General features: G+C 69.1%; 8 protein-coding genes. All 8 read right to left on the reverse strand.

The window, feature by feature from the left end; all coding sequences use genetic code 11:
- Nucleotides 1–15: 15 nt before the first annotated feature.
- On the reverse strand, nt 16–12,702 hold the full coding sequence (locus OEJ36_RS13095; RefSeq protein ID WP_263401848.1) for a filamentous haemagglutinin family protein: 12,687 nt from the start codon (nt 12,700–12,702) through the stop codon (nt 16–18).
- Between the two features lie 208 nt (nt 12,703–12,910).
- Nucleotides 12,911–14,062, reverse strand: a complete 1,152-nt coding sequence (locus OEJ36_RS13100) for a substrate-binding domain-containing protein (RefSeq protein ID WP_263401849.1) — start codon at nt 14,060–14,062, stop codon at nt 12,911–12,913.
- Between the two features lie 516 nt (nt 14,063–14,578).
- On the reverse strand, nt 14,579–15,787 hold the full coding sequence (gene gspF / locus OEJ36_RS13105; protein WP_263401850.1) for a type II secretion system inner membrane protein GspF: 1,209 nt from the start codon (nt 15,785–15,787) through the stop codon (nt 14,579–14,581).
- Nucleotides 15,787–17,205 carry a type II secretion system ATPase GspE gene (gene gspE / locus OEJ36_RS13110; protein WP_263401851.1) on the reverse strand — a complete coding sequence of 473 codons (1,419 nt, stop codon included), beginning with the start codon at nt 17,203–17,205 and terminating at the stop codon, nt 15,787–15,789. Before gspE ends, gspF begins: the two co-directional genes overlap by 1 nt.
- On the reverse strand, nt 17,202–19,598 hold the full coding sequence (gene gspD, locus OEJ36_RS13115; RefSeq protein ID WP_263401852.1) for a type II secretion system secretin GspD: 2,397 nt from the start codon (nt 19,596–19,598) through the stop codon (nt 17,202–17,204). The genes gspE and gspD overlap by 4 nt, the downstream gene beginning before the upstream one ends.
- Nucleotides 19,595–20,146, reverse strand: coding sequence for a type II secretion system protein M (locus tag OEJ36_RS13120; protein ID WP_263401853.1), 552 nt, complete (start codon nt 20,144–20,146; stop codon nt 19,595–19,597). The genes gspD and OEJ36_RS13120 overlap by 4 nt, the downstream gene beginning before the upstream one ends.
- Nucleotides 20,139–21,305, reverse strand: coding sequence for a type II secretion system protein GspL (gene gspL / locus OEJ36_RS13125; RefSeq protein ID WP_263401854.1), 1,167 nt, complete (start codon nt 21,303–21,305; stop codon nt 20,139–20,141). Before gspL ends, OEJ36_RS13120 begins: the two co-directional genes overlap by 8 nt.
- The gene (gene gspK / locus OEJ36_RS13130; protein WP_263401855.1) at nt 21,302–22,270 is read right to left on the reverse strand and encodes a type II secretion system minor pseudopilin GspK; all 969 of its coding nucleotides are present in this window, start codon (nt 22,268–22,270) and stop codon (nt 21,302–21,304) included. The genes gspL and gspK overlap by 4 nt, the downstream gene beginning before the upstream one ends.
- Between the last annotated feature and the right edge of the window lie 4 nt (nt 22,271–22,274).

Here is a 22,274-nt window from a genome sequence, read left to right on the forward strand (position 1 = left end):
GGTGAAGGGGTGGGATCAGAGCGTCAGGTTGCGCTGCTCCTCCGGGGTCAGCTGGTTGCGTGCCTGTTCGTCCAGCTGGCCGGCGCCGAGCACCTGCACGCTGCTGCCGGGGTCGTAGGTCGGCGTGCGGCTGGCGCCCTCGTTGGTGGGCTCCACGCGCTCATTGCCGAAGCCCAGCACCTGCACCGTGAAGATCGACGGCTGGCGCTGGCGCGAGGCGGCCTGCTGGTCGCGGGCGACGCCTTCGGCGGCGTCGCTGGCGGAACTGGCCGCCGAGCTGGCGGAGGACAGTGCACCGGTGTTCACCGCGGCCACCACCGGCACGCCGTTGGACTTGCCCTGCACCTGGATGTTGGCGGCGTTGACCACCTGCAACGCGGCGATGTTGACGTTGCCGGAGACGCGGATGCCCGCCTCGCCCGCATCGATGGTGCCCAGGGGCGCCAGCAGGTCGATGTCGCCCGGCGGCACCTCGGCAATGGGCGCCAGGGTGGCGATGCCGGCGCCGGTGCTGGGCACGGTGGGCGACAGGGTGACGTTGCCCCAGTTGTCGTAGACCCGGCGCGGCGGTGTGTACACCAGGGTGGTCTTGGAGCCGCGCCCGGCGTTGATGTCACCGGCCGCGGACCAGGCCAGGATGTCGCCGCCGAAGGTGGTCATGATGCGGCTCTGGCCCAGTAGCACGCTGCCGTTGGCGAACAGCTGGATGTCGCCCGTGCCCTGGGTGATGACCCCGGCGGTGGACGGCGGCGCCTCGCCCTCGATACCGAACACCTGCTGCCCGCCCGGGGTGAGCATCTGGATGCCGCCACCGAAGTTGGTGTGCACCCCGGCGCCGCCGTACATCGTGATGTCGCCCTGGTAGAGGATCGGGTTGCCGGCCACGTCGTGGGTGGGGAACAGCGCGGCGATGGCGTTGCGGCCCCGCAGGTAACTGCCGAAGCGCGGGCTCTCCGCATCGTTGTATTCACGGCCACCAGCACGCAGCTCGGCGAAGTAGATCTCCCGGGCGAAGACCCGCTGCTGCTCCGCCGGCAACGCGGCGTAGTAGGCGCGCGCCTCCTCGCTCGTGCCGCTGAAGCCGAAGCGTTCGGCAAGCCAGGCCACCAACTCCACCTCGTAGGTCTTGGCCACCCCGCCGCCCGCCAGGCTGCCGCCCACCTCGACGCGGTTGGCCGGGTCCAGGTAGCGCTGGGCGAAGGCCAGATAATCCGGACCGCTGCCGACGCCGGCCTGCATGACGATATCCGCCCCCGGCCGGTTGTCGCCCGGCACGATGGCGCCGAGGCTGGTCACCGCGGCCTTGTCCTCCATCAGGATGTTGCGCCCGGCACTGATCTCCAGCGTGCCGGGGCCGGCGACGTTAAAGGTGCTGTAGAGGATGTCGCGGCCGGCCGAGACGATGGAGATGTCGGTGGGGTCGTCGTGGATGAAGAGGTTGCCGGTGCTGGTGGCCAGGCCTGCGAACTGCGGCAGCAAGGTGCCGGTCGGCTGGCCGCTGTTGACGATATCGCGGCCGGCCATGATGCGCGCCGGGCGAGCCGCTTCGTACCAGGTCTCGCCCGCCCTCGGTGCACTGGCGAAGGTGATGAGCTCGCCGGTGCGCAGGCCGATGATGTCACCGTTGAGGGCATAGAAGCGTGCTGGCTCGTCGGCACCGCGGTAGGCGCTGCGGGTCCCCGTGCCACCAAAGGCGAACAGGCTGCGCCCGAGGCTCCCGGCGCCTGACAGGTCTCCCTGGTTGGCGCCATTGGAATCGAGGTAGTAGAAGGCCGGGTTCAAGGGGGTCGCCAGGCTGGACACCGGTGCGTTGCTGGGCGTGATGGCATAACCGCCGGCATAGATCGAGTCGCCTGCCAGGAATTCCAGCTGCGCTCGGCTGCCAGGTGCCAGCAACAACGAATAGCGGGTGGTGTTCAGGCTGTTGTCCGTCCACAACGCCGATGGGCCGTAGTAGAGGCTGCCGCCCGGTGCGACTGCGCGCAGGATCGACGGATAGACGAACCGGCCATCGGTGGCGGAGAAGTCCATGCGGTCCCGAACACTATCGCTGGAGCCCGCCGCAAGCTCACCGACCTGCGTCGAAGGAGTGAGGTTGCCGCCTGCGGAGAACAGGTCGATGGCCGTGTGGTCGGTCCACAGGCTGAACCATGAGCGGCCAATGCTCTTGCCGCCATTCAGATCGACCGGCTGCCAGTTGCGGGCGTTGGTCCGCCCGGCATCGGCCGCGCCGCCAAGCACCAGGTCACCCCGGGCGTCCAGGCTGATGGTGGCGTCGCCCGGCACCAGTACCAGGCCGCCGGTGGCACTGGCCATGGTGGCCTTGAAGGGGTCGTAGGCACGGCTTTCGCGGGGGTCCTGCGACATCTGCATCGGCCCATTGACCTGCTCGATGCCGCCAAAGGAGCCCGCACTGGCACGCACGGCGCCACGCAGGTTGGCCAGGCTGCCATTCAGGTCATGGCGTTGTGCGACCGGGCGGCTCCGGTCGTCCAGCATCGAGCGCGCCGTCAAGGCCGGGTTGAGCCCACCGCCCACCTTCAGATCGAGGTCGCCACCGCCGGTAAGCACCAGTTCACCGTCCACCCTACGCCCGGTCGAGCCCACCGCCAGTACCAGCCCCTGGCTGCGGGTGGCGATGGTGTTGTCCAGGGTGCCCCGGGCCGCCAACATGCCGGCGTCGCCGCCGACACGTACATCGAGGTTGCCGCCGCCCAGGGTTCCGAACCCGGTGAAGCCGGTGAAGGCGACGTTGTCCTGGAAGGGCATGTAGGTGCCGAAGTTGATCCACCAGGCGGTAGGCACCTCGCCGTTGACTCCACCGCCCTGGCGCCACAGCCAGCTGCTGACGCTTGAGCTTTCAGGCTGGTCGAGTCCGCCACTGCCCACCAGCTTGGAACCGAGGATATCGCCGGTCAGGTCACCGCCGACGGAAAGCAGCAGGTTGCCGCCATGATCGGGGTACCAGGCCCGATAGAGGCTGCCGGAACCGCCATTGACCAGGGCTTCGTAGCTGCCGCCGTTCTTGCCCAGTACCGTCGTATCGAGCGTGCCGTTAGACAGCTGAGTGAAGCCTCGTGGCTGATTGAAGACTGCTGACGCTGCCAGATCCAGGGAAGAGGTGCCGGCCGTATAGATGCCGTACAGGGACTGCATGCTGAAGTTGCCAGCACTGACCAGATCCAGGTCGCCGGTACCGACTCGAAGCACACTGAAGCGACTGGTTCCCAGTGCGTATTCATATTCCGTTGGCGCCTGCGTAGCCCCGCCGCTGCACAAACTGGCCCAGGCGCAGACTTCGTCCTCGGAGATGGCGAACTCCAATGCGACTTCCGCCACGGGTCTACCTGCTTGAGACGCATCCCCATAAAACACCGTGGAGCCCTCGGCAGTCAGCAGGCGCGGTGAAGCAGCCGCGTTGCACAGACTGGCCCAGGCACAGACCTCGTCCTCGGTGATAGCGAACTCCGTCGCGACCTCCGCCACGGACTTACCGGCATGGGACTCATCGCCATAGAAGGTCATGGAGCCTTCGGCCGTCAGCGTCCGCGCAGCGACCGTTGCCTTGCACAGGCTGTCCCAAGCGCAGACCTCATCCTCGGAGATGGCGAACTCCGCTGCCACGTCCGCAACGGGCTTGCCGGCATGGGACTCGTCGCCATAGAACACCATCGAGCCTTCTGCCGTGAGCACTCGCCCACCTGTGGGCTGCCCGGGCTTGGCGGTCACCAGGTAGCCGTAGTGGGTGTCAGCCACGCGAAGTTCACCCCGCTCGGCATAGGGGTCCACCAGGCGAGTGTCTGCCGCCTGCAGGTCAGCGCCGGCCACGGCTCGCAACGACCACGATTGGGTGCCTTCGGCCAGCATCTGCGCGGCGGCCCAGTTGCGCCCTTTGCCATCCCCGCCACGCAGGTTGATCTTCTCCACGCCGGCGGCGAGCTTGACGTCGGTTCCGGCTGGAATGAGCGCCCCCAGGGCCAGGGTCAGGCTGCCGGCCTGGATCACCACATCCGGATGGCTGCTGTTGACAGCGCGCAGCGGATTGTTCGGCAACGCCACGCCCTTGGGCCAGTTCATGCCCGTGACCGCCGTGTCGCCCACCAAAAGCGTGCCGGCGCCGAGGATCATGTCCTTGGCCAGGGTGATATCGGCGGAGAGTCGCGTACCTGCCGCATAGGCCAGGCTGTTGTCGGCGTTGCGTATATCACCGGAGAGCACGGTGCCGGCTGCCAGCGTCAGGGGCTGATCCAGCGTCGCAGCGATCGGCAGGCGCGTGCCGGACGCCAGGGTCATGGCCTTGATGGGCAGGTCGTAGTTGAGCACGGTCCCTGCCGGGAATGCGGTGCCGTCCTGCAGCTCGATACCTGCGCGCGGCACCACCACATCGCCATTGAACATCTGCTTGCCGGGCGTCAGCACCCAGCCGGCGTCGTCCTGGGTTTCCGGCGGCGGCATGAAGCCGTCGTTGACGCTGCCGAACACGGAGAGGTCGCCACCGGCGCGGATCACCAGGTTGCCCACTTCACCCGAGCCATACACGGCGCTGGATTTCTGGGTGTTGGGATTGAGGCTTTCGTAGCGATGGCCAGAGAGGTCCAGATCACCCTGCACCACCAGGTCGCCATCAGCGGTCTTGCTGACGATCTCGACGCCCGGGCGCAGGTGGAAGGCATCGGCATAGGTGGCGTTGTTGAGGCCGGCCAGCTTGCCGTTGACCAGCGCGCCATTGGCCAGGGCGTTGCCGATGAAGGCCAGGCTGTCGGTGTGTTTCTGGTTCAGGTAGTCCTGGTCGATCTGCTGGTATTTGTGCCCGTTGACGGGATCGGTGACCTCGCGTGCGTCGTCGTAGCGCTGCACGCCGTTCACCGCGATCAGCCTGGCGCCCTGGATGTCCAGGCTGCCGCCGGCGTCGATGGCGATATCGCCGGCGGTGGCGCCACCCAGGCGCGGGGCGTTCAGTTCCAGGGTGCCGCGGGCCTTGCCGTCATGCCCGCTGGTGGCGGCGGTGCCGTGGCGCAGGTCGATGCGCGCGCCATCGGCCAGGGTCAGCAGGCCGTCGCCGGAGCCCAGTTCCACCACGGCGCGGTTGGGTGAGTCGATGATCTTGCCGTAGCTGTCCACCCGCAGGCGGGTGCCGTGGGCGTCCAGCAACGCATGGCCGCCGATGGTCAGCCCCTGCTTGCCGGCCAGGCGGATGGAACCCACCCGCTCGCCGCTGGCGTCCACTGTGCCGTTGACGGTGAGCGTGCCACCGTCCACCGAGACGTCGATCGCCCCGGCCTTGAGGCCGTCGCCGATCACCAGGTCGCCCTGCTTGAGCTGGAAGCTGCGGGCCCCGAACACCTGGCCCTGGTTGAGCCGCTGGTTGAGGGCGGCGAAGTCGTCGCTGAGGCTGCCAGCGCCTAGACGCTGCGCACGGATATCGACGCTGCCGGCCTTGAATGGCACCAGGGTGCCGCCAGCGTCGTAATAGCCGCTGCTACCACCGAGGATGCTGCCGCGCAGGTCGACGACCCCTGCATCGGCGGCCAGGGCAGTGGCCTTGAGGCTGCCGCCCTGGTTGTTTTTGGCCGACAGGTCGATCACCGAGCCGGCGGCCTGGCGGATATCGCCGTTGCGGCTTTCCAGGATCAGGTCGCCGCCCCAGCTGTACTTGTTCACGTCGTTGAAGGTGACCTTGCGCCCGGCCAGGTCGATGCGCGCGGCATCGGTGAGGCTCAGTTGCGCCTCGGCCTTGAGGCTCAGCTTGCCGCTGGGCAGCACCACGGCCCCCTCCAGTAGCAGGTTGCGACCGCTGAGGGACAGCTCGGCACCCAGCGCATCGCCACCGATGCCCGGCAGTGCACTGCCACTCGGCGCACTGACGCGGACATCGCCGCCGGCGGTGATGCGGTTGACCGAGCCGGCGCCGCCGGTCATCACCGGGGTGCTGATGTTCAGGTTGCCGCCGCTGTACTGGAAGCCCTTGCCGGTGACGTAGCCGTCCTGGCGCTGGTACACCGACAGGCCGCCCTTGTGGTTGGCGGTGATGCGTTCGCTGGCGTTGAGGTTGACGTTGGCGAAGCCCACGGCCAGGCGATCGCGAATTGTCGCGGCGGTGGGTTGTGTATCCGGCTGGTAGCCGAACTCGATGCGCTCGGCGTCGATCACCAGGTTGCCCGCACCGGTCCCAGCCCCCCCGGTGATGATGGAGCCGGCCTCGTTGTGGGCGCCGTTCCAGATCAGGTTGGAGGTGTGGATGCGCGCGGTCTCGCCCGCCTCGCCCTTGCCGTAGATGGCCGGGGTGGTCAGCACCAGCTCCTTGAGCCGCGACTTGCCGTCGGCACCGAAGGTATCCAGGCTGGCGTTGCCGAAGAAGTTGAGCGAGTCGCGAGCGCCCAGCACCAGGGTTTCCAGAGCCGGCGCGCCGGTGCTGGTATCACCGCGCAGCAGGCGGTCGAGCACCTGCTGGTTGAGGGTCAGGCCGCTGGGCAGCAGGTTGCGGGCGGCGAGGTCGGCCAGCGCCTCGGCGCTGCCGACGTTGATGCCGCCCACTGCCAGGGTCAGGTTGCGGGTGCCGTAGTTGACCGCTTCGCCCAGTTCGAAGGCGTTGTCGGTGGCCGTGGCGATGGTGCCCTCGGAGTAGAGCCCGGTGGTACCGCTACAGATGCCATCGCACACGCCGATGCGGATGCTGCCCGGGGCTTTCTGTGGCTCCTGCGGGTTGGCAGCGTCCGGGGCCAGCATGTTCAGGTAACCGTTGGAAACCGCCAGCACGCTGTTGCGCCCCGGCTTGTAGATGTAGCCATCGCGGGAGTCGCGGGATGCATCGCCCTGGCCCAGGGTGTTGATGCTGGCGCCCTGCTCCACCGTGATGCCACCGGTGGGCCCGGCGGTGACCAGGAAGACTTCCGGGGCCTTGAGGGTCGCGCCGCTGCGCAGCACCAGGTTGGCGGTGCGGGCCACGCTACCGCCCGTGCTGCTGGCACCGTCGTCGAACTGGATGAAGTTGCCGCCCTGGCCGTAGAAGGAGCGCGCATAGGCGCCGATGTTGAGGCTGCCGGCACCGATGGCGTTGAGGGATTCATCGGTCAGGGTCACGCCGTTGAAGCCAGCGGTGGCGCCCTGCCCGGCCCTGACGATCTCCAGGTTGCCCGTGGAGGTCTGGGTGATGCTGGAGGTGCTGCCACGCCCGCCCTCCCCGCGCGCCTTGAGCAGTTCGCCGGCGAAGCTGAAGCTGGGCCGGTCGGTGGTGTTGTTCGCAAAACTCAGGTTGAAGGCCTTGGCGTCCCTGGGCATCAACGCGGCGGGAATGCCCAGGCGCGCCGCGTCGGCCTGGAGGAACTGGCTGAAGCGGGTCTCGTTGTACTGGGAGTAGCGGCGCAGCACATCGGCCGGGGTGAGGATCACCTGGCTGGCCAGGCTATCCCGCGCGCCGCTGGCCAGGCCGAGGGTGCCGGCGGTGGACCAGGAGCCATTGCGCATGGCCTGGGTGGTGATGGCACCGCCCTGCCCGGCCAGGCCGTTGACCTCCACGCGGAAGGCCCCCGGCAGCAACGCATAGGTGGATGGCAGCAGCGTATAGGTGCCCGCCGGCAGGCCCGGCACGCCGGCGCCGATGGTGATCTGCTGGCCTACCCTGGGGTCGACCGCACCGTCCTCGCCCCCTTGGGGCGCGTAGCCCGCCTGCACGCCAGGCACGATGGCGTAGACCGGGTTGCTGCCAAGGGCCGGCAGCAGGAAGCCATCGGTGCCGTACTGCATCAGCGGATTGAAGCGCGCATCGGTGGAGCCACCGCGCCCGGAGACGAAGCCCGCACCGACCAGCTCGCCACCGCCGGATACATCCACCACCGCCCCCTGGGCGACATCGATCACCTGCCCCACGAGGTCGACCTTGCCCGGCATCAGGCTCTGCCCTTCCTTGAGCAGGTCGTTGGACAGCGACACGCCGTCGTAGAGCCAGGTCTTGCCGTCCACCGTGCCGCCGTAGGGGATCACCAGCCCGGCGCCACTGACCGAGGCCAGGCTGCCGGGCAGCAGGTTGACGATGCTGGCAGGGCGGGTGGCGTCGCCCTGGTAGCCGAGTATCAGGTCGCCCAGCGGCGCACGCAGGATGCCGCCCTGGTTGATGACGTCCGCCTGCAGGCTGATCGAGCCGAAGGCCGAGTAGGGAGCGGACGGCATGCCTTGACCGCTGCGGGCGATGTCGATCCTCGATGCACTCACCTGCCCTTTGACACCGGTACCCGGATAGATCTGGGCGGCGCTCATGGCCAGGTTGCCGGGCACTTGCAGGCGCATGGCGCGGGCGTCCTCCGTGCTCAGCAGCCGCAGGTCCCCCTGGCTGCTCAGGTGCATATCGGAGAAGGCACGGCGGTCTACCACCTGTGCGCCCCCCTGCAGCATCAGGATGCTGCCCCGGGCGCCGAGCCTGACGGCATCACGCACATCCAGCAGGCCTCTGGCCGATAGATTCAACTGCCCCGTGGCAGGGCGCTGCGAACTGCCGACGCGGATGGCGGTGTCCGTACTTGCGCTGTCAGCAGGCGCCCCCAATGCCCCGGCCAGGCGCAGGTAACCACCGCGCAGATCGACCACGGAACCTGCGGCAGCTGTCTCGGCCAGGGCGTAGGTACCGGCATAGAGGTTGAGCGCGTTGGCCATGTCCAGGTTCAGAGTGCCGTCGAAGCTGAGCAAACCGGTGCTCAGCAGGGAGAGGTTGTCGAAACCGCCGGCCTCCACCTGCTCAACCGCCAGGCGGCCGTGGCCGTACTCCAGCAGCGTTGCGCCCTGGCCCGGCTCACCCGTACCCGGCAGCGATTCACCCCGCTGCTGTGCCAGGACCAGCTCCCGCGCCTGGCGTACTGCATCGGTCGCCCGGGGATCGTTTATCCGATAGGACGGGGCACCGAGTGCAACGGAGAGGCTGCCCCCCGATGCCCCTGCGCCACCGGCCTCGGCCTTGAACTGGCCGTCCAGATAGAGCCCGCTGGTGGACGCGAAGGCGATGCTGCCGCCATGGCTGGCCACGGGGGTGGCGCCCTGCCCCGGGATATCCAGCACGGCCTGGGCACCGGATGCGTCCAGGCGCGCGCCCTGGCGTACCACCACGAAGGCGGCGGTGGCGGTTAGGCCGCCCGTGGCGTGATCGATGTCACCGCCGATGACGATGCTGCCGCCGTTGCGCACCGTGCCATAGCGATCGCCACGGCTGTCCACGGCCGTGACCGAGCGCGCGGCGGCGTCCAGCACCGCGTGGTCGCCGATCCAGATGGACTGGTAGGTCTCCAGCGGTTTTTGCAGCTCGGTATCCGGGGCCGAAACGATGATCGAGTTGACCGAGATCCTTCCGCCCCAGGCGTTCAGGGTGCCGTCCACCGTCACCTGGCCGATGCCAGCCAGGCCGATGGATTGGCCCGGGTCGACGTTGAGTATCGCCCCCTTGCCCACCAGCAGAGGGGTGGTGGCGATATCACCCGCCGCCGTGATGGCGCTACCGGCGCGCAGCGATAGGCTGGCCCCCTGGCGCTGGGTCAGCATTCCCTTGGCGGCATCCTCCAGGTAGAGAGGGGGCGTCCAGGTTTCCAGGGCGTCACGGGGCGCACCACCGGTGGCCAGGCTGATCGCCCCATCGCCCTGCCGGTACACCGGCATGCTCACATCCACCCGGGTGCCCTCGGCCACTTCCAGGCCGCGGTTGCCCGCCACCTCATAGGCAGAGAAGCCCTTGTCGAAGAAGTCCCCACGCAGCAGCAGGGTGCCGGCATCAGCCGAGGTGGCGCTGTCGCTGATCAGCACCTTGCCGGCCTGCAACGCCAGGGTGCCACCGCCCTTGACGCCCTGGCCGCGCAGCTCGCCGCCCAGGCCCAGTACACCTGCGCCACTGTCGGTGTTGGCGTTGGCCGCCAGGGTCAGGTTGCCGCCCTTGCCGCCTTGCAGCTTGCCGCTGGCCAGCAAGGCGGCACCGGAGGACACATCCACCAGACTGCCGCTACCCAGCAGGGTGCTGCCGCTGCTGCGCAGGGAGATGCTGCCGCCGTTGAGGTAAGGCAGCGCACGGCTGTCGTTCGGGTCCAGCAACTGGTTGCTCCACAGGCCGCTGGCGTCGAGCTTGACGCCCTCAGCGACCTTGACGGTTGCCGCCCCGGCCAGGGTGGTATCGGCCTTGCCGTTGGCGGTGATCTGGTTGAGCACGTTGCCCAGCTGGATGCTGCCGCCATGGGCGGTGATATCGGCATTCACCTCCACCTTCGGGCCATACAGGGTGACGCTGCCCGCCGGGGCCACCTGCAGGTCGCCGTCGACGCGGATGCCTTCGCTGGCGGCCACCTTGACCGCCCCGAGGTTGAAACCGTTGAGCTGGGCGCTGTCGAGATACAGGGTGCCCTGGCGTCCGGCCGGCAAGGCCGAGCCAAGGTCCAGCCCATCGGCGATACGGGTGCCGCCTTCGCCGAGGATCACGTTCTTCAGGGTGTTGGCATCGGCGCCCAGGGCGTACTCCAGGGTGCCGCTGCTCTTCACGTACCAGGGGGTGTAGCTGCCCACCACCAGCTGGGCGCCACGGGCCACGGCCTTCTGCGACTGGCTGTAGCCGTCGAGGCCGGATTGGGCACCCTGGGTCTGACGCTCGCCCTGGTAGGTGTCACTGGCCAGGGTGCCTTCCAGCACGGCGTTGCGGGTGCCGATCACCAGGGTCCCGGCATCGCGGCCCACGGTGTAGCCGCCTTCCTTGCGTTCGTTCGAGGCGATCAGCGGGTTGTAGTAGTAATCGGTCTGGCCCCAGCGCTGGCTGTGGTCTTCGTAGCCCTTGTAGAGGCCGGTGTAGAGGATGTCCCCCGGCGCGCTGGAGAGCTCGTAGAGGCGCCCGTCGGCGCCCTTGAGCCAGGTCTGCTTGATGGTGCCGGCCTGCACATCCAGGGTGCCGCCGGAGAGGTTGATCTGCGAGCCGGCCTGGGTCACCACCTCGTTGCCGGTGAAGCTGACGGTGCCGCCCTGGGCCATCCACTCCGCCACGCTGTGGCCCTGGGTGCCCAGGTAGCCACTGACCTCCAGCAGGCCACCGGCGGTGTACCAGCGGTCCGTGGCATAGCCGTTGGTGCCGGCGGGCACGAACACCAGGTCGCGCACGTCGACCCAGACATCGTTGTTGTTCAGGCCGCCACCGTCGCGGTTGACCGAGGAATCGCGCTGCTCGTTGCCCTGCAGGTTGACCTTGACGCTGTTGGACTCCATCGCGACCTTGACCCCGGTGGCGCCGGAGACGTCGATCACCGCGCCATCGCGCACCAGGCTGCGCTGGCCGGCGTTGACCGCCACCTGGCCACCGGTGGCCAGGGTGATGGAGCCTTTCTGGAAGTCCACGGTACCGCTGCTGTCGATCTGCACCAGGGACAGGTCGCGACGGTAGGCATCGCCGGCCACCACGTTGCCGCTCTGGGTCACCGCCGGTGCGATCAACGCATCGCGCTGGCTGTCCAGGGCCGTGGCGCTGGCGTCCAGCAGGATGGCGGTGGTACTGCCCTCGCCCAGGGTCACGCTGCCATTGGCGCCGGTGGCGGTGAGGTGCACCGTGCCGCGGGCATCGGCCGAAGTGCTGGCCAGGGCCGCGCCGTTCTGGCGCACCTGGTTGCCCGCCAGGGTCACATCGCCGCTGGCAGCGAGGATGACCCCGCTGTTGGTCACCGTACCGGTGCCGCCGACGGTCACCTCGTTGCCACGGGTGGTGGAGGTCGGGCTGCCGTCGGTGCCATAGCCCTTGCGGATGGTGAAGCTGTCACCCGCCGCCAGCAGCGCCTGGCCCTTGGGCGTGGCGATGGTGCCGGCGTTGTCCACCTCCTTGCCCAGCAGCAGCACGTAGCCGCCGCCGGCCGTGGAGGTGGCCGGCGCGGCGGTGTTGAGCTGCGCACCCTGCTCCACGCGGATGGCGCCCTGGGCGTTGGTGAAGGCCGGGTTGCTGCCGCTGTAGAGGCCGCCGGTCCTGAACTGCTCCTCGCTGAAGTCGGTGGCCGCGGCCACCAGGTTGCGCACGTTGACCTGGCTGCTGCCGCTGAACACCACGCCGTTGCCGTTGAGGATCATCACCGTGCCGTCGCCCTTGATCTGGCCCTGGATCTGGCTCGGCGCCGTGCTGTTGTTGACCTTGTTCATCAGGGCCCAGCTGGACTCCTGCTGGAAGGCCACGGTGGTGTCGCGGCCGACGTTGAAGGTCTCCCAGTTGAGGATGGCCTTGTCGGCGGTCTGCTTGATGGAGACCAGCACCTTGCCGTTGGCGTCGGTCTGCACCGGGCCCTCGGCATTGATGAACAGCGGCTTGCCGTCCGGGCCGATCACCACATTGAGGCCGTTGCCGCCGAGGCCGTTGTGAATGGTCTGCGGCCCGCTGGAGGCGGCGGCGCGACCTGCTGCCTGGGCGGCCTGGGCCGCAGCGATGGCGGCCACCGTGTTGTTCATGTTGGCGAAGGTGCGCCCCAGGCGCTCCTGCACCCGTTGTTGCTGGGCCAGGGGCGGCGGCGAGCCCGGCACCGGTGTGGTCGGCCGAACGGTGCCCGATGCCTGCGCAGCCCCCTTGGAGGCGAACCAGGCGGAGCTGAACGCCTGCTCCGCCTGGGCGCCACCGGCCAGCAGCATCAGGGCGATGGCCTGGGCCAGGGGCTTGAGCGGCAGGAAGGTGTCGTGGCGGGTGGCGGTGCGGGAAGCGGGCTTGCTCGACTGGGAACGCATCACTACGGATCCTTGTGTTCTCGCGAAAGACGGGCGCATCGCCCTCCCCTGAGGTGCGCGCCATGGCTATACCCCAAGGCGGTAGCAGCCGCGCTCGACCGAACTTTTGTCATGCAAAGTTCATCTGCTCGGCAGGCGGCTGAAACAGGAAAACCGGCAATGGCGCGAGGCCATTGCCGGTTCGTTGGAGCGGTGCCTGGTGAGAGGCTTAGAGCGGACGACCGATCTGGTTGCAGGCAGTGGTGTTGCCGATGGCCAGGGAGTTGGTCGGGGTGTAGAAGGTGCTGCGAATAGCAGTCTTCCAGTCGTCGGTCAGCGGGATCAGCTTGTTGGCGATGATCTCGTCGTCGTTGTTGTTGAGGTCATCGGTGTTGTAGTGACGGCCAACGAAATCACGGATGGAAGTGCGGTCGGCGGTGTCCTTGTAGCACTGGCTGAACACCAGGTTGGTGTAGCCGACGATCTTGTAGCCACTGGAAGGGTTGGCCAGAACCGGTACCCACTTGGAAGGATCGGCGCGATCAGCAACAACCGGCGGAGCGATGGTGCTCAGGGCAGTAGTGACGTTACCGATGGTAGGCAGCAGGCCATTGACCTTGGCCACTACGGCGTTGTTGGTGGCATCGACGTCTTCCGGGCCGACGTAGCCGATGGCGCCTTCGGTGGAAGCGACGGTGCTGGCCAGGTTGGCGCTGCTGGTGGCAGCGATCCAGGAAGCCGGCTCGGCGCCGACGTTGGCGGTGGTGAAGGTGCTGTTGGTGGTGAACTTGGCCGAGCACTGGCTGTTCAGGTGACGGGTAAAGATCTCGGTGGTGCCGCTGCTGCCGGCGCGGTAGACGACCTTGATCGCAGTAGCCGGGTAGCTGGCGTTGACCTGGTTCCAGGTGGTGATGGTGCCCGAGAAGATGTCGCACAGCTGAGCGCTGGTCAGATCCAGGTTGTTCAGCGCAGCGCCACCGGCCAGGGTGAGTTTGTAGGGAACGGTCACCGAAGTGGCAGCCGAGGGAACCTGGACCAGTGCGCCCCAGTTGGCAGCGCTGGTAACCGGAACGGCCGGGGACTGGTGAGCACCTTGGTAGGTGGAGATCTCGCTGGCGGTCAGGATGGAATCACTGCCGGCGTAGTCGACGGTGATGCCGGCGGCCAGGCCCAGCTTGGTGGAATCGTTGGTCAGTACGGCGGATTTGCCAGCGCCGCTGCCCACGCCGATGTAGGCGTTGAAGCCCGACGACAGAACGGTAGCGGTGTTGTACAGGTTCTGCGGCAGAGTGGCGCCGCCACCGACTACGGCAGCCATGGCCTGGGCGGAGCACAGGCCGGCTACGGCCATGGAAACAGCGAGAACATTGCGCTTGAACATGAAGAATCTCCTTTCATCGTGTCTGGACGTTGAGTGGTTCGCTCTTGCATCACGCTGCGGTCCAGCCCCGAGCAACATTCCCCTGCTCGTCGGTGGGCTGGCCACGAGATAGACGTTCTCAACTTCCGGTGACAGAGAAAGGAAAAAACCTCGGGAGCTTGCGCGGATTTTTTCCAGTATTTCTCGGGAGTTAGCGAAACTTTCCTGACATGTCGGCCAGCGCTGCCGAGCGTTTTCCGTTGAGTGCCGGCCCCCCCTCTCCCGCCGTTGCTGGCCCGGGCCGTCGGTGCATGACGGAAGGATGAACCCGAGTGGCGCGAAGACGGGGCTCTGGAGTGAGCGGCAAGCCTTGAAGTGGGAGCGAATTCATTCGCGAATGGGCTCGGCAGAGGAACATGTGCCGTAGGGTGTGCCGTGCGCACCGCCGCTCGGTGCTTCCGGAAAATCTCAGGTGCGCTCAGCACACCCTACGTCCGGGGCACTTGTGAAACGGTTATCCCAGGGGAGACGAACGCCCTACTGCACCAACTGGTTGATCTCGATGATGGGCAGCAGCACGGCCATGACGATGGTCAGCACCACGCCGCCCATGATGACGATCATCAGCGGCTCCAGCAGCGCGGTCATGCCCATGGCGCGGCGCTCGATGTCGCGGGAGAGGGTCTGCGCGGCGCGGTCGAGCATGGGCGGCAGGGAGCCGGTCTTCTCACCGCTGGCGATGAGGTGGATGAGGATGGGCGGGAACACGCCGCCGGCCTTGAGCGCGCTGGCCAGGCTGATGCCCTCGCGCACGGCGAGGGTGGCGTCGGCCACGCAGGCGGCCAGGCGGTCGTTGGCCAGGGTTTCACGGGCGGCGTCGAGGGCGCGCAGCAGCGGCACGCCGGCGCTGCCGAGAATCGCCAGGGTGGAGGCGAAGCGCGCGGTGTTCACACCCAGCACGAAGCGCCCCAGCAGCGGCAGGCGCAGCACCCTGGCGTGCCAGGCCAGGCGCGCGGCGGCGTCGCGCAGGTACATCCGCCAGCCCCAGAAGGCCCCGGCTATACCGGCGAAGCAGACCACGCCCCAGGCACGGACGAAGTCGCTGGCCTGGAGCATCACCCGGGTCAGCGCGGGCAGGTCCTGGCGCGCCTGGGAGAAGGCGCTGACCACCTGGGGCACGACGAAGCCGAGGAGGAAGACGACGATGCCGATGGACACCAGCCCCACCACCGCCGGGTAGATGAAGGCGGTGAGGATCTTGCCGCGCAGGTTGTTGCGCTCCTCGATGTAGTCGGCCAGGCGCTCCATCACCTGGGCCAGGTTGCCGGACTCCTCACCGGCGGCGATCAGCGCGCGGTAGATGTCGGGGAAGTCGCGCGGGCGCGCCGCCAGGGCCTCGGCCAGGCGCATGCCGCTGCGCACGTCGGTGCGCACCGCGCCCAGGGTTTCGGCGATATGGCGGCGCTCGGCCTGGTCGACGGTGGCCGACAGCGCCGACTCCAGCGGCAGCCCCGCCGCCAGCAGGCTGGCCAGCTGGCGCGTGGCCCAGGCCAGGTCGCCATCGGACAGGCGCGGCGCGAACAGGCCGCCGTCGGTGCTGCCGGCGGCGGCCTCCTCGGTCAGTTCCAGGGGCGTCAACCCACGGGTGCGCAGCAGGCCCATGGCGCCGCGCGGGCTGTCGGCCTCCAGGGTGCCGCTCTCGATGCGGCCACTGGCGTCGGCGGCCTCGAAACGGTAGCGGTTCATCAGGCGTCCCTCGTGACGCGGAGGATTTCCTCCGGCGTGGTGAAGCCGCCCTGCACCCAGCGGTCACCGTCCTCGCGCATGCTGGCCATGCCGGCGGCGCGGGCGGCTTCGCGCAGGCTCTGCTCGGCCTCGCCCTGGTGGATCAGGCGGCGGATGTCGTCGTCGATCACGAAGAGTTCGTGGATGCCGGTACGGCCGCTGTAGCCGGTGTTGTTGCAGGCGGCACAGCCCACCGCGCGCCACTGCCCGGGAAAGGCCGGGTCGGGCTCGCGGCATTGGTTGCACAGGCGGCGCACCAGGCGCTGGGCGAGCACGCCGAGCATGCTGGAGGCCAGCAGGAAGGGCTCCACGCCCATGTCGGTGAGGCGGGTGACGGCCGAGACCGCGTCGTTGGTGTGCAGCGTGGCCAGCACCAGGTGCCCGGTGAGCGAGGCCTGCACGGCGATCTGCGCCGTCTCCAGGTCGCGGATCTCGCCGATCATGATGATGTCCGGGTCCTGGCGCAGGATGGCACGGAGGGCCAGGGCGAAACTCATGTCGATGCGCGCGTTGACCTGGATCTGGCTGATGCCGGGCAGGTCGTATTCCACCGGGTCTTCCACCGTGAGGATGTTGCTGGTGGCGGCGTCCAGCCGCGCCAGGGCGGCGTAGAGGGTAGTGGTCTTGCCGCTGCCGGTGGGCCCGGTGACCAGCACGATGCCGTGGGGCTGGCGGATCAGCCGGTCGAGCTGCTCCAGCAGCGTCGGCGCCATGCCCAGGGTCTCCAGGCGCAGGCGCCCGGCCTGCTTGTCCAGCAGGCGCATCACCACCCGCTCGCCGTGGCCGGTGGGCACGGTGGAAACACGCACGTCGATGGGCCGGCCGGCCACGCGCAGGGCGATGCGGCCGTCCTGGGGCAGGCGTTTTTCGGCGATGTCCAGCTGCGCCATGATCTTGATCCGCGACACCAGCGCCGCGTGCAGCGCCTTGCGCGGGGCGACCACGTCACGCAGCGAGCCGTCCACCCGGTAGCGCACCACGGAGTGGGTCTCGAAGGGCTCGATATGGATGTCGCTGGCCTCGTCCCGTGCGGCCTGGGTCAGCAGGGCGTTGATCATGCGGATCACCGGCGCGCCGTCCTCGGTGTCCAGTAGGTCGGTGACCTCGGGCATGTCCTGCAGCAGGCGGTCCAGGTCCACCTCGCTCTCGGCGGCGCCGACCACCGCGGCGGCGCTGCCGGTGTCGGCGTAGGCGCTGGCCAGCAGGGTTTCCAGCTCGGCATCGGTGACCCGCTGGATGGGCGTGGCGCCATGCCGACGGCGCACTTCGCCGATGGCCCAGCCGGGGGTGCTCGGGCTCACCAGCAGCCGTGCGCCCTCCCCCTCGCCTTGCAGCAACAGGCGCTGGGCGCGGGCCCAGGCGTAGGGCAGCGCGCTCATGGCTGCTCGCCCGGGCGCAGCGGCACGGCGCGCATGGGCCGGGGCTGCGGGGCCGGCAACGGCGCGGCCGGGTCCAGCGGCATGGCCTGCTCGGCCGGCGGCAGTTGCGGCGCCTGCATGTCGGTAAGGGGCCACTTGTGCTCCGGCTGCATGGCGCCCTGGGCGCGGCGGATGAAGTCGTAGCGGTTCAGGGTGATGCTGCGCCCCACGCTGTCGTCGCGGATGATGTAGGGCCGCAGGAACACCATCAGGTTGGTCTTGGTCCGCGAGCGGCGGTCACCGCGGAACAGCGCGCCGATACCGGGCAGGCTGCCGAGGCCGGGCACCGCCTCGCTGCTCTGGATGAAGCTGTCCTGCAGCAGGCCGCCGAGCACCATGATCTGCCCGTCGTCGAGGAGGATGCTGGTGTCGATGGCGCGCTTGTTGGTCACGGTGCCGGCGTCGTTGTCGGCGCGCTCGTCGACGCTGCTGACCTCCTGGTAGATGTCCAGCTTCACCGTGCCGCCTTCGGAAATCTGCGGGCGCACGTTGAGGCGCAGGCCCACCTCCTCGCGCTCGATGGTCTGGAAGGGGTTGTTGCTGGTACCGCCGCCGTTGGTGACGTAGTTGCCGCTGACGAAGGGGATGGTCTGGCCGACGAAGATGCTCGCCGCCTCGTTGTCCAGGGTCAGCAGGTTGGGCGTGGACAGCACGTTGGTGCCGCCCTTGCTCTTCAGCGCGCGGGCCAGGACCTTGAGGTCGAGCACGCGGCCGATGCCGGGGATGTCCACACCGCCGGCCACCTTGCCGATGCTCAGACCGCCCGGCAGTGCGTCGATGCTGTTCTTGGCGCCGGTGTTGATGCCCGCACCGCCGAGGTTGGCGCCGCCGATCCAGCCGTTGCCGGCGAGGTTGCCGGCCTGCCACTGGATGCCGAACTCGCTGGTGTCGTCTTCGCTGACTTCGACGATCAGGCTCTCGATCACCACCTGGGCGCGGCGCTGGTCGAGCAGATCGATGACCTCGCGCAGGTTGCGGTACAGCGGGTCGGGCGCGGAGATCAGCAGGGTGTTGGTGGTGGTATCCGCCTGCACGGTGACGCCGTTGGCGGAGAAGGCCACCGCACCCTCCTGGCCGCCCTGCCCCTTGGCCGCCGACAGCAGGCCGCCGCCCGACTGACCGTAGCCGCCGGAACTGCCGCTCTGCCCGTTGCTGCTGGTGGAGGTGCCGGAGCTGGAACCGCTGCTGCCGGTGCCACTCTGCGTGCTGCCCCCCAGGTTGCCGCCATTGAGCTGGGCGCGGCTGCCGTCGCCCTGGCCGGCGCTCTCGCCCTCGCCGGTGAGCAGGCCGCGCAGGGCCTGGGCCAGCTTGTTGGCCTGGGCGTTGCGCAGGTAGACCACGTGCAGGTTGCTGGGGTTGCCCTGGGCGCTGTCGAGCTTGGCGATCAACTGCCGGGCCAGTTCGCTGCGCTCCGGGCTGCCGGTGCGCAGGATGATGCTGTTGGAGCGCGGGTCGCCGATCACCGCGACCTTCTGCGCAACGTCGTTGCCCGGGCTCTCCATCAGCTCGGAGACCATGGCGGCGATGTCGGTGGCGATGCCGTTCTGCACCGGCACCACATCGGTGTCGATGGAGCCGGGCACGTCGATGTTGGCGATGATCGCGGCGACCCGCTCGAGGTTCTCCGCGTAATCGGTGACCACCACCGTGTTGTTGCCCGGGTAGGCGTTGATCGGGTTGTTCGGCGAGACGATGGGCCGCAGCACCGGAATCAGGTTCACCGCGTTCTCGTACTGCAGGCGGTAGGTGCGGGTGACCATGCCGTTGCCGCCGGGGCGGTCGGCGTCGCTCACCGGGCCGCCGAGCAGCTTGGCGTCCGCCTCGGGCACCACCTGGCTGACGCCGCCCACTTCCACCACCGAGAAGCCCTGCATGCGCAGTGCCGCCAGGAGCATGTCGTAGGCGGTATGGGCTGGCACCTCGCCCTCGGAAACCAGGGTCAGCTGACCCTTGACCCGGGGATCGGCGAGGAACTGCCGGCCGGTGGCGCGGGACAGCGCCCGCAGCACCGCGGGGATGTCCGCCTCGACGAAATTCAGCTGCACCGGCTGGTCGCCCAGCCCGGCGCTGCGGGCCTGGCGGGGCGGCGGGCCCGTGCGGCGGGCGGCCTGTTGCGCACGCTGGGCCTGGGCCGCCCGTTGTTGGCGCTCCGCCTGGGCCTGGATGCGTTCGCGCTCCACCAGTGCATCGCCCTGCCCCACCTGGGCCATGGGCCGGCCCAGTTCGCTTTCGGCGGGGATCACCGGCGGCGGCGTGCCACCGGACTGGCTGCAGGCGGCGAGCACCGCCGCGAGGGAAATCGCCACCCCATGCCGCAGCGGTCGCCGCAACCCTTGTCCATCGAACCGCTTCATGAGGATTCCTTAGCGCCTGGCGCCTGTTCCATGCCGACGACGCCGGAAAGCCGCGCATCCGTCTGTTCGCTCTGTGTCCCGCCGTCGCGCCGCAGCTGCACCTGGCGCAGCTCCAGCGGCAGGCCCGGGGTCACGCCCAGCAGCCAATCCATCACTCCTTGCGCCGGGGCGCCTTGCAGTTCCAGCCGCCAGTGCGGGCCTTCCGCGCGCAACTGGTAGTGCCCGGCCAGGCCGTTGTCATCCAGCCCCTGGCGCAGCAGCGCTTCCAGGGATGCGCCGGGCGCCAGGGCTGCGGGCCCCTGCACCTCGGCCAGCACCGCTTCGAGGGTTTGCGCCTGGGCACGCAGGCGCGGCAGCTCGGCCTGCCAATGCTCGATGCGCGCCAGGGACGGTTCGATCAGGGCGAACCACAGCAGCATCGGCGGCAGCACCAGTCCGGCCAGGCGCAGGATGCGCCGGTCACGCGGGCCCAGCCGCTGCCAGCGCTGGCGGGCCTGGGCCGTCTGCTCACGCCAGGTGCCACGCAGTTTCAGCAGGCGTTCATTCATCACGGCCGGCCTCGTTTTTCAGCGCATCCGCCGGCAGGCGTTTCAGGCTCCAGCCATCGGCGCCGATGCCGGCTTGCAGCCCGGCCTGGGCCAGGGCCGCCTGCCAGGCGGGGTCCGCCGGGGGCTTGCGCGCGCCGGCGCGGGGCGTCAGGCGCAGGGTTTCGCCGTCGTAATCGATGGACTCGATGGCGCCCAGGGCGAAGGGCATGGCGCCAACGGCCTGCTGCACCATGGCGGCGAAGCGGCCGGGGCCATCCTGGGTGCCACCGGCAAGGCGCGCGTCGCGCTGCTGGCGAGCTTGCTGCAAGGGGTTGAGCACCACCGGCAACTGCGGGAAGACCTGCTTCACCCGCTGCGACATCTGTTGCTTGAGCGCCAGCCCCTGGCTGGCCATCTGCGAGGCATGGAGGTTGAGGCCGAGGGTCCACACGGCGGCGGCCAGGGCGCAACAGGCCACGGCCCGGCCCCAGCGCCGTGGTCCCTGGGCCGGGCCCGTCAGCCCCTGCAGCAGGTTGCAGGCGGGCACCGCACCGGTCCAACGGCGGCTGGCGGCCACGGCCTCGCCGGGCAGGCCTTCGGGCACTTCGCCGGGCCAGTCCGGCGCCACGCCGCTCTCCAGCAAGCGCGGCAGGCAATCTTCAGGCAGGGGATGCACCCAGCCGCCCTGTGCACCGTCGCGCACCAGCAATTGGCCGTCGCGTAGCTGCGCACAGGCCGTGCCCTTGTCCGCCGCCAGGAAGAACGGTGCACCATAGAGGCCACGGGGCTCCAGCGCGCATTGCCGCAGGCCGTGCAACAGGCGTTGCAGGCGCTCGCGTTCCAGCCAGGCGAGCTGCACCCGACCATCGGCCTGACGCGGGCCATGCACCAGTTGCAGCCCCTCGCAACCGCCGAGCACCAGGCCGTCCGCAGCGCAACGCACAGCATCCCCCAGGCGCGTAGCGGGCAACGGCGGCAGTTCGAGGCTGGCCAGCAGGCTGTCGTCGGGGTGCAGCACCAGTTCCACGGCCTTGCCCCGGGCCTGGCGACCCAGTTCGGCGAGGCTGGCAATGCCGTGGTTATCCAGTTGGCCCTGGCGGTTCAGCCAGGCGTACTCCACCTCGGCCTCGGGGCGCAGCCCGTCCAGGGCTGGCAGGACGATCCGCAGCAGCGTGCTCATGCGCCCACCCGCGACCAGACAATGCGCGGCTGGCTTTCCTCGGCACGGAACAACAGCGCCTCCACCGGGCTGCGGCGCTCGCCGGCACGGGCCAGGCCGCGCACCAGGAACCATTCGCTGGTGATGCCGATGCGCACCAACTCGGTGGTCATGTCCGGCATGCGCAGGCGGTTGAGTACGTCGCCGCTGTTGATGAACCACTGGCCGCGGTCGCGCTCGGCGATCAGGGCACGGGCGCGCTCCAGGCCGAGGCCGGGCACCCGCGCGGCGATCACCTCGGCGCTGGCGGTGTTGCCGTTGACCCAGGTGGGCATGGGCAGCAGCGTGACAAAGGGCGCCAGGCGTTGCAGGGCATCGGCCGGCACGCCAGGCAGGTCGGCCAGGTCTTCGAGGCGACGCAGCATGGGGCGCTTGGCTTCGAAGGCGCGGTTCTGCGCTTCCGGTGAGGTCAGCCGGCCGCTGTCGAAACCGCTGCTGTTGGCCGGTTCGCTGCGGGGCGGATAGAGGCGGTAGGCATAGGCGTCGATCACCCGGCGGGCGATGCGCGCAGCGGCCTCCTGGGGCACCCCCAGCAGTGCGCAGAGGCGCTCGAAGGTGGCCATTTCCAGGGGGTCGAGCTGCTCGTCACGCACCAGGTTGCGCAGGTTGAAGCGGCCCTGCTCGTCGAGGATCGCGCCCTCGAAGGCCGTCCCCTCGCCCAGGCTGAGGTTGCGCAAGGGCTGCGCCCAGGCCTGGTCGAGCCGGGTGGCGGGTTCGCGCAAGCGCTCCTCCCACAGCCGCTGGCGGCTCCACTCCAGGGCGCCACGCGCGGCCCAGGCGCCCTGCAGGCGCTGGTTCTCGCTTTCCACCGCGCGGGTGATGCGCGTCTGACGGGCGATCATGCCGGCGGCGATCACCGCCACTACGGCAGCGATCAGCAAGGCGCTGATCACCGCCATGCCGCGTTGGCTGGCCAGGGGATGCATGGCG

The sequence above is a fragment of the Pseudomonas sp. PDM13 genome, assembly GCF_025685765.1.
Classification (GTDB): Bacteria; Pseudomonadota; Gammaproteobacteria; order Pseudomonadales; family Pseudomonadaceae; genus Metapseudomonas; species Metapseudomonas solani.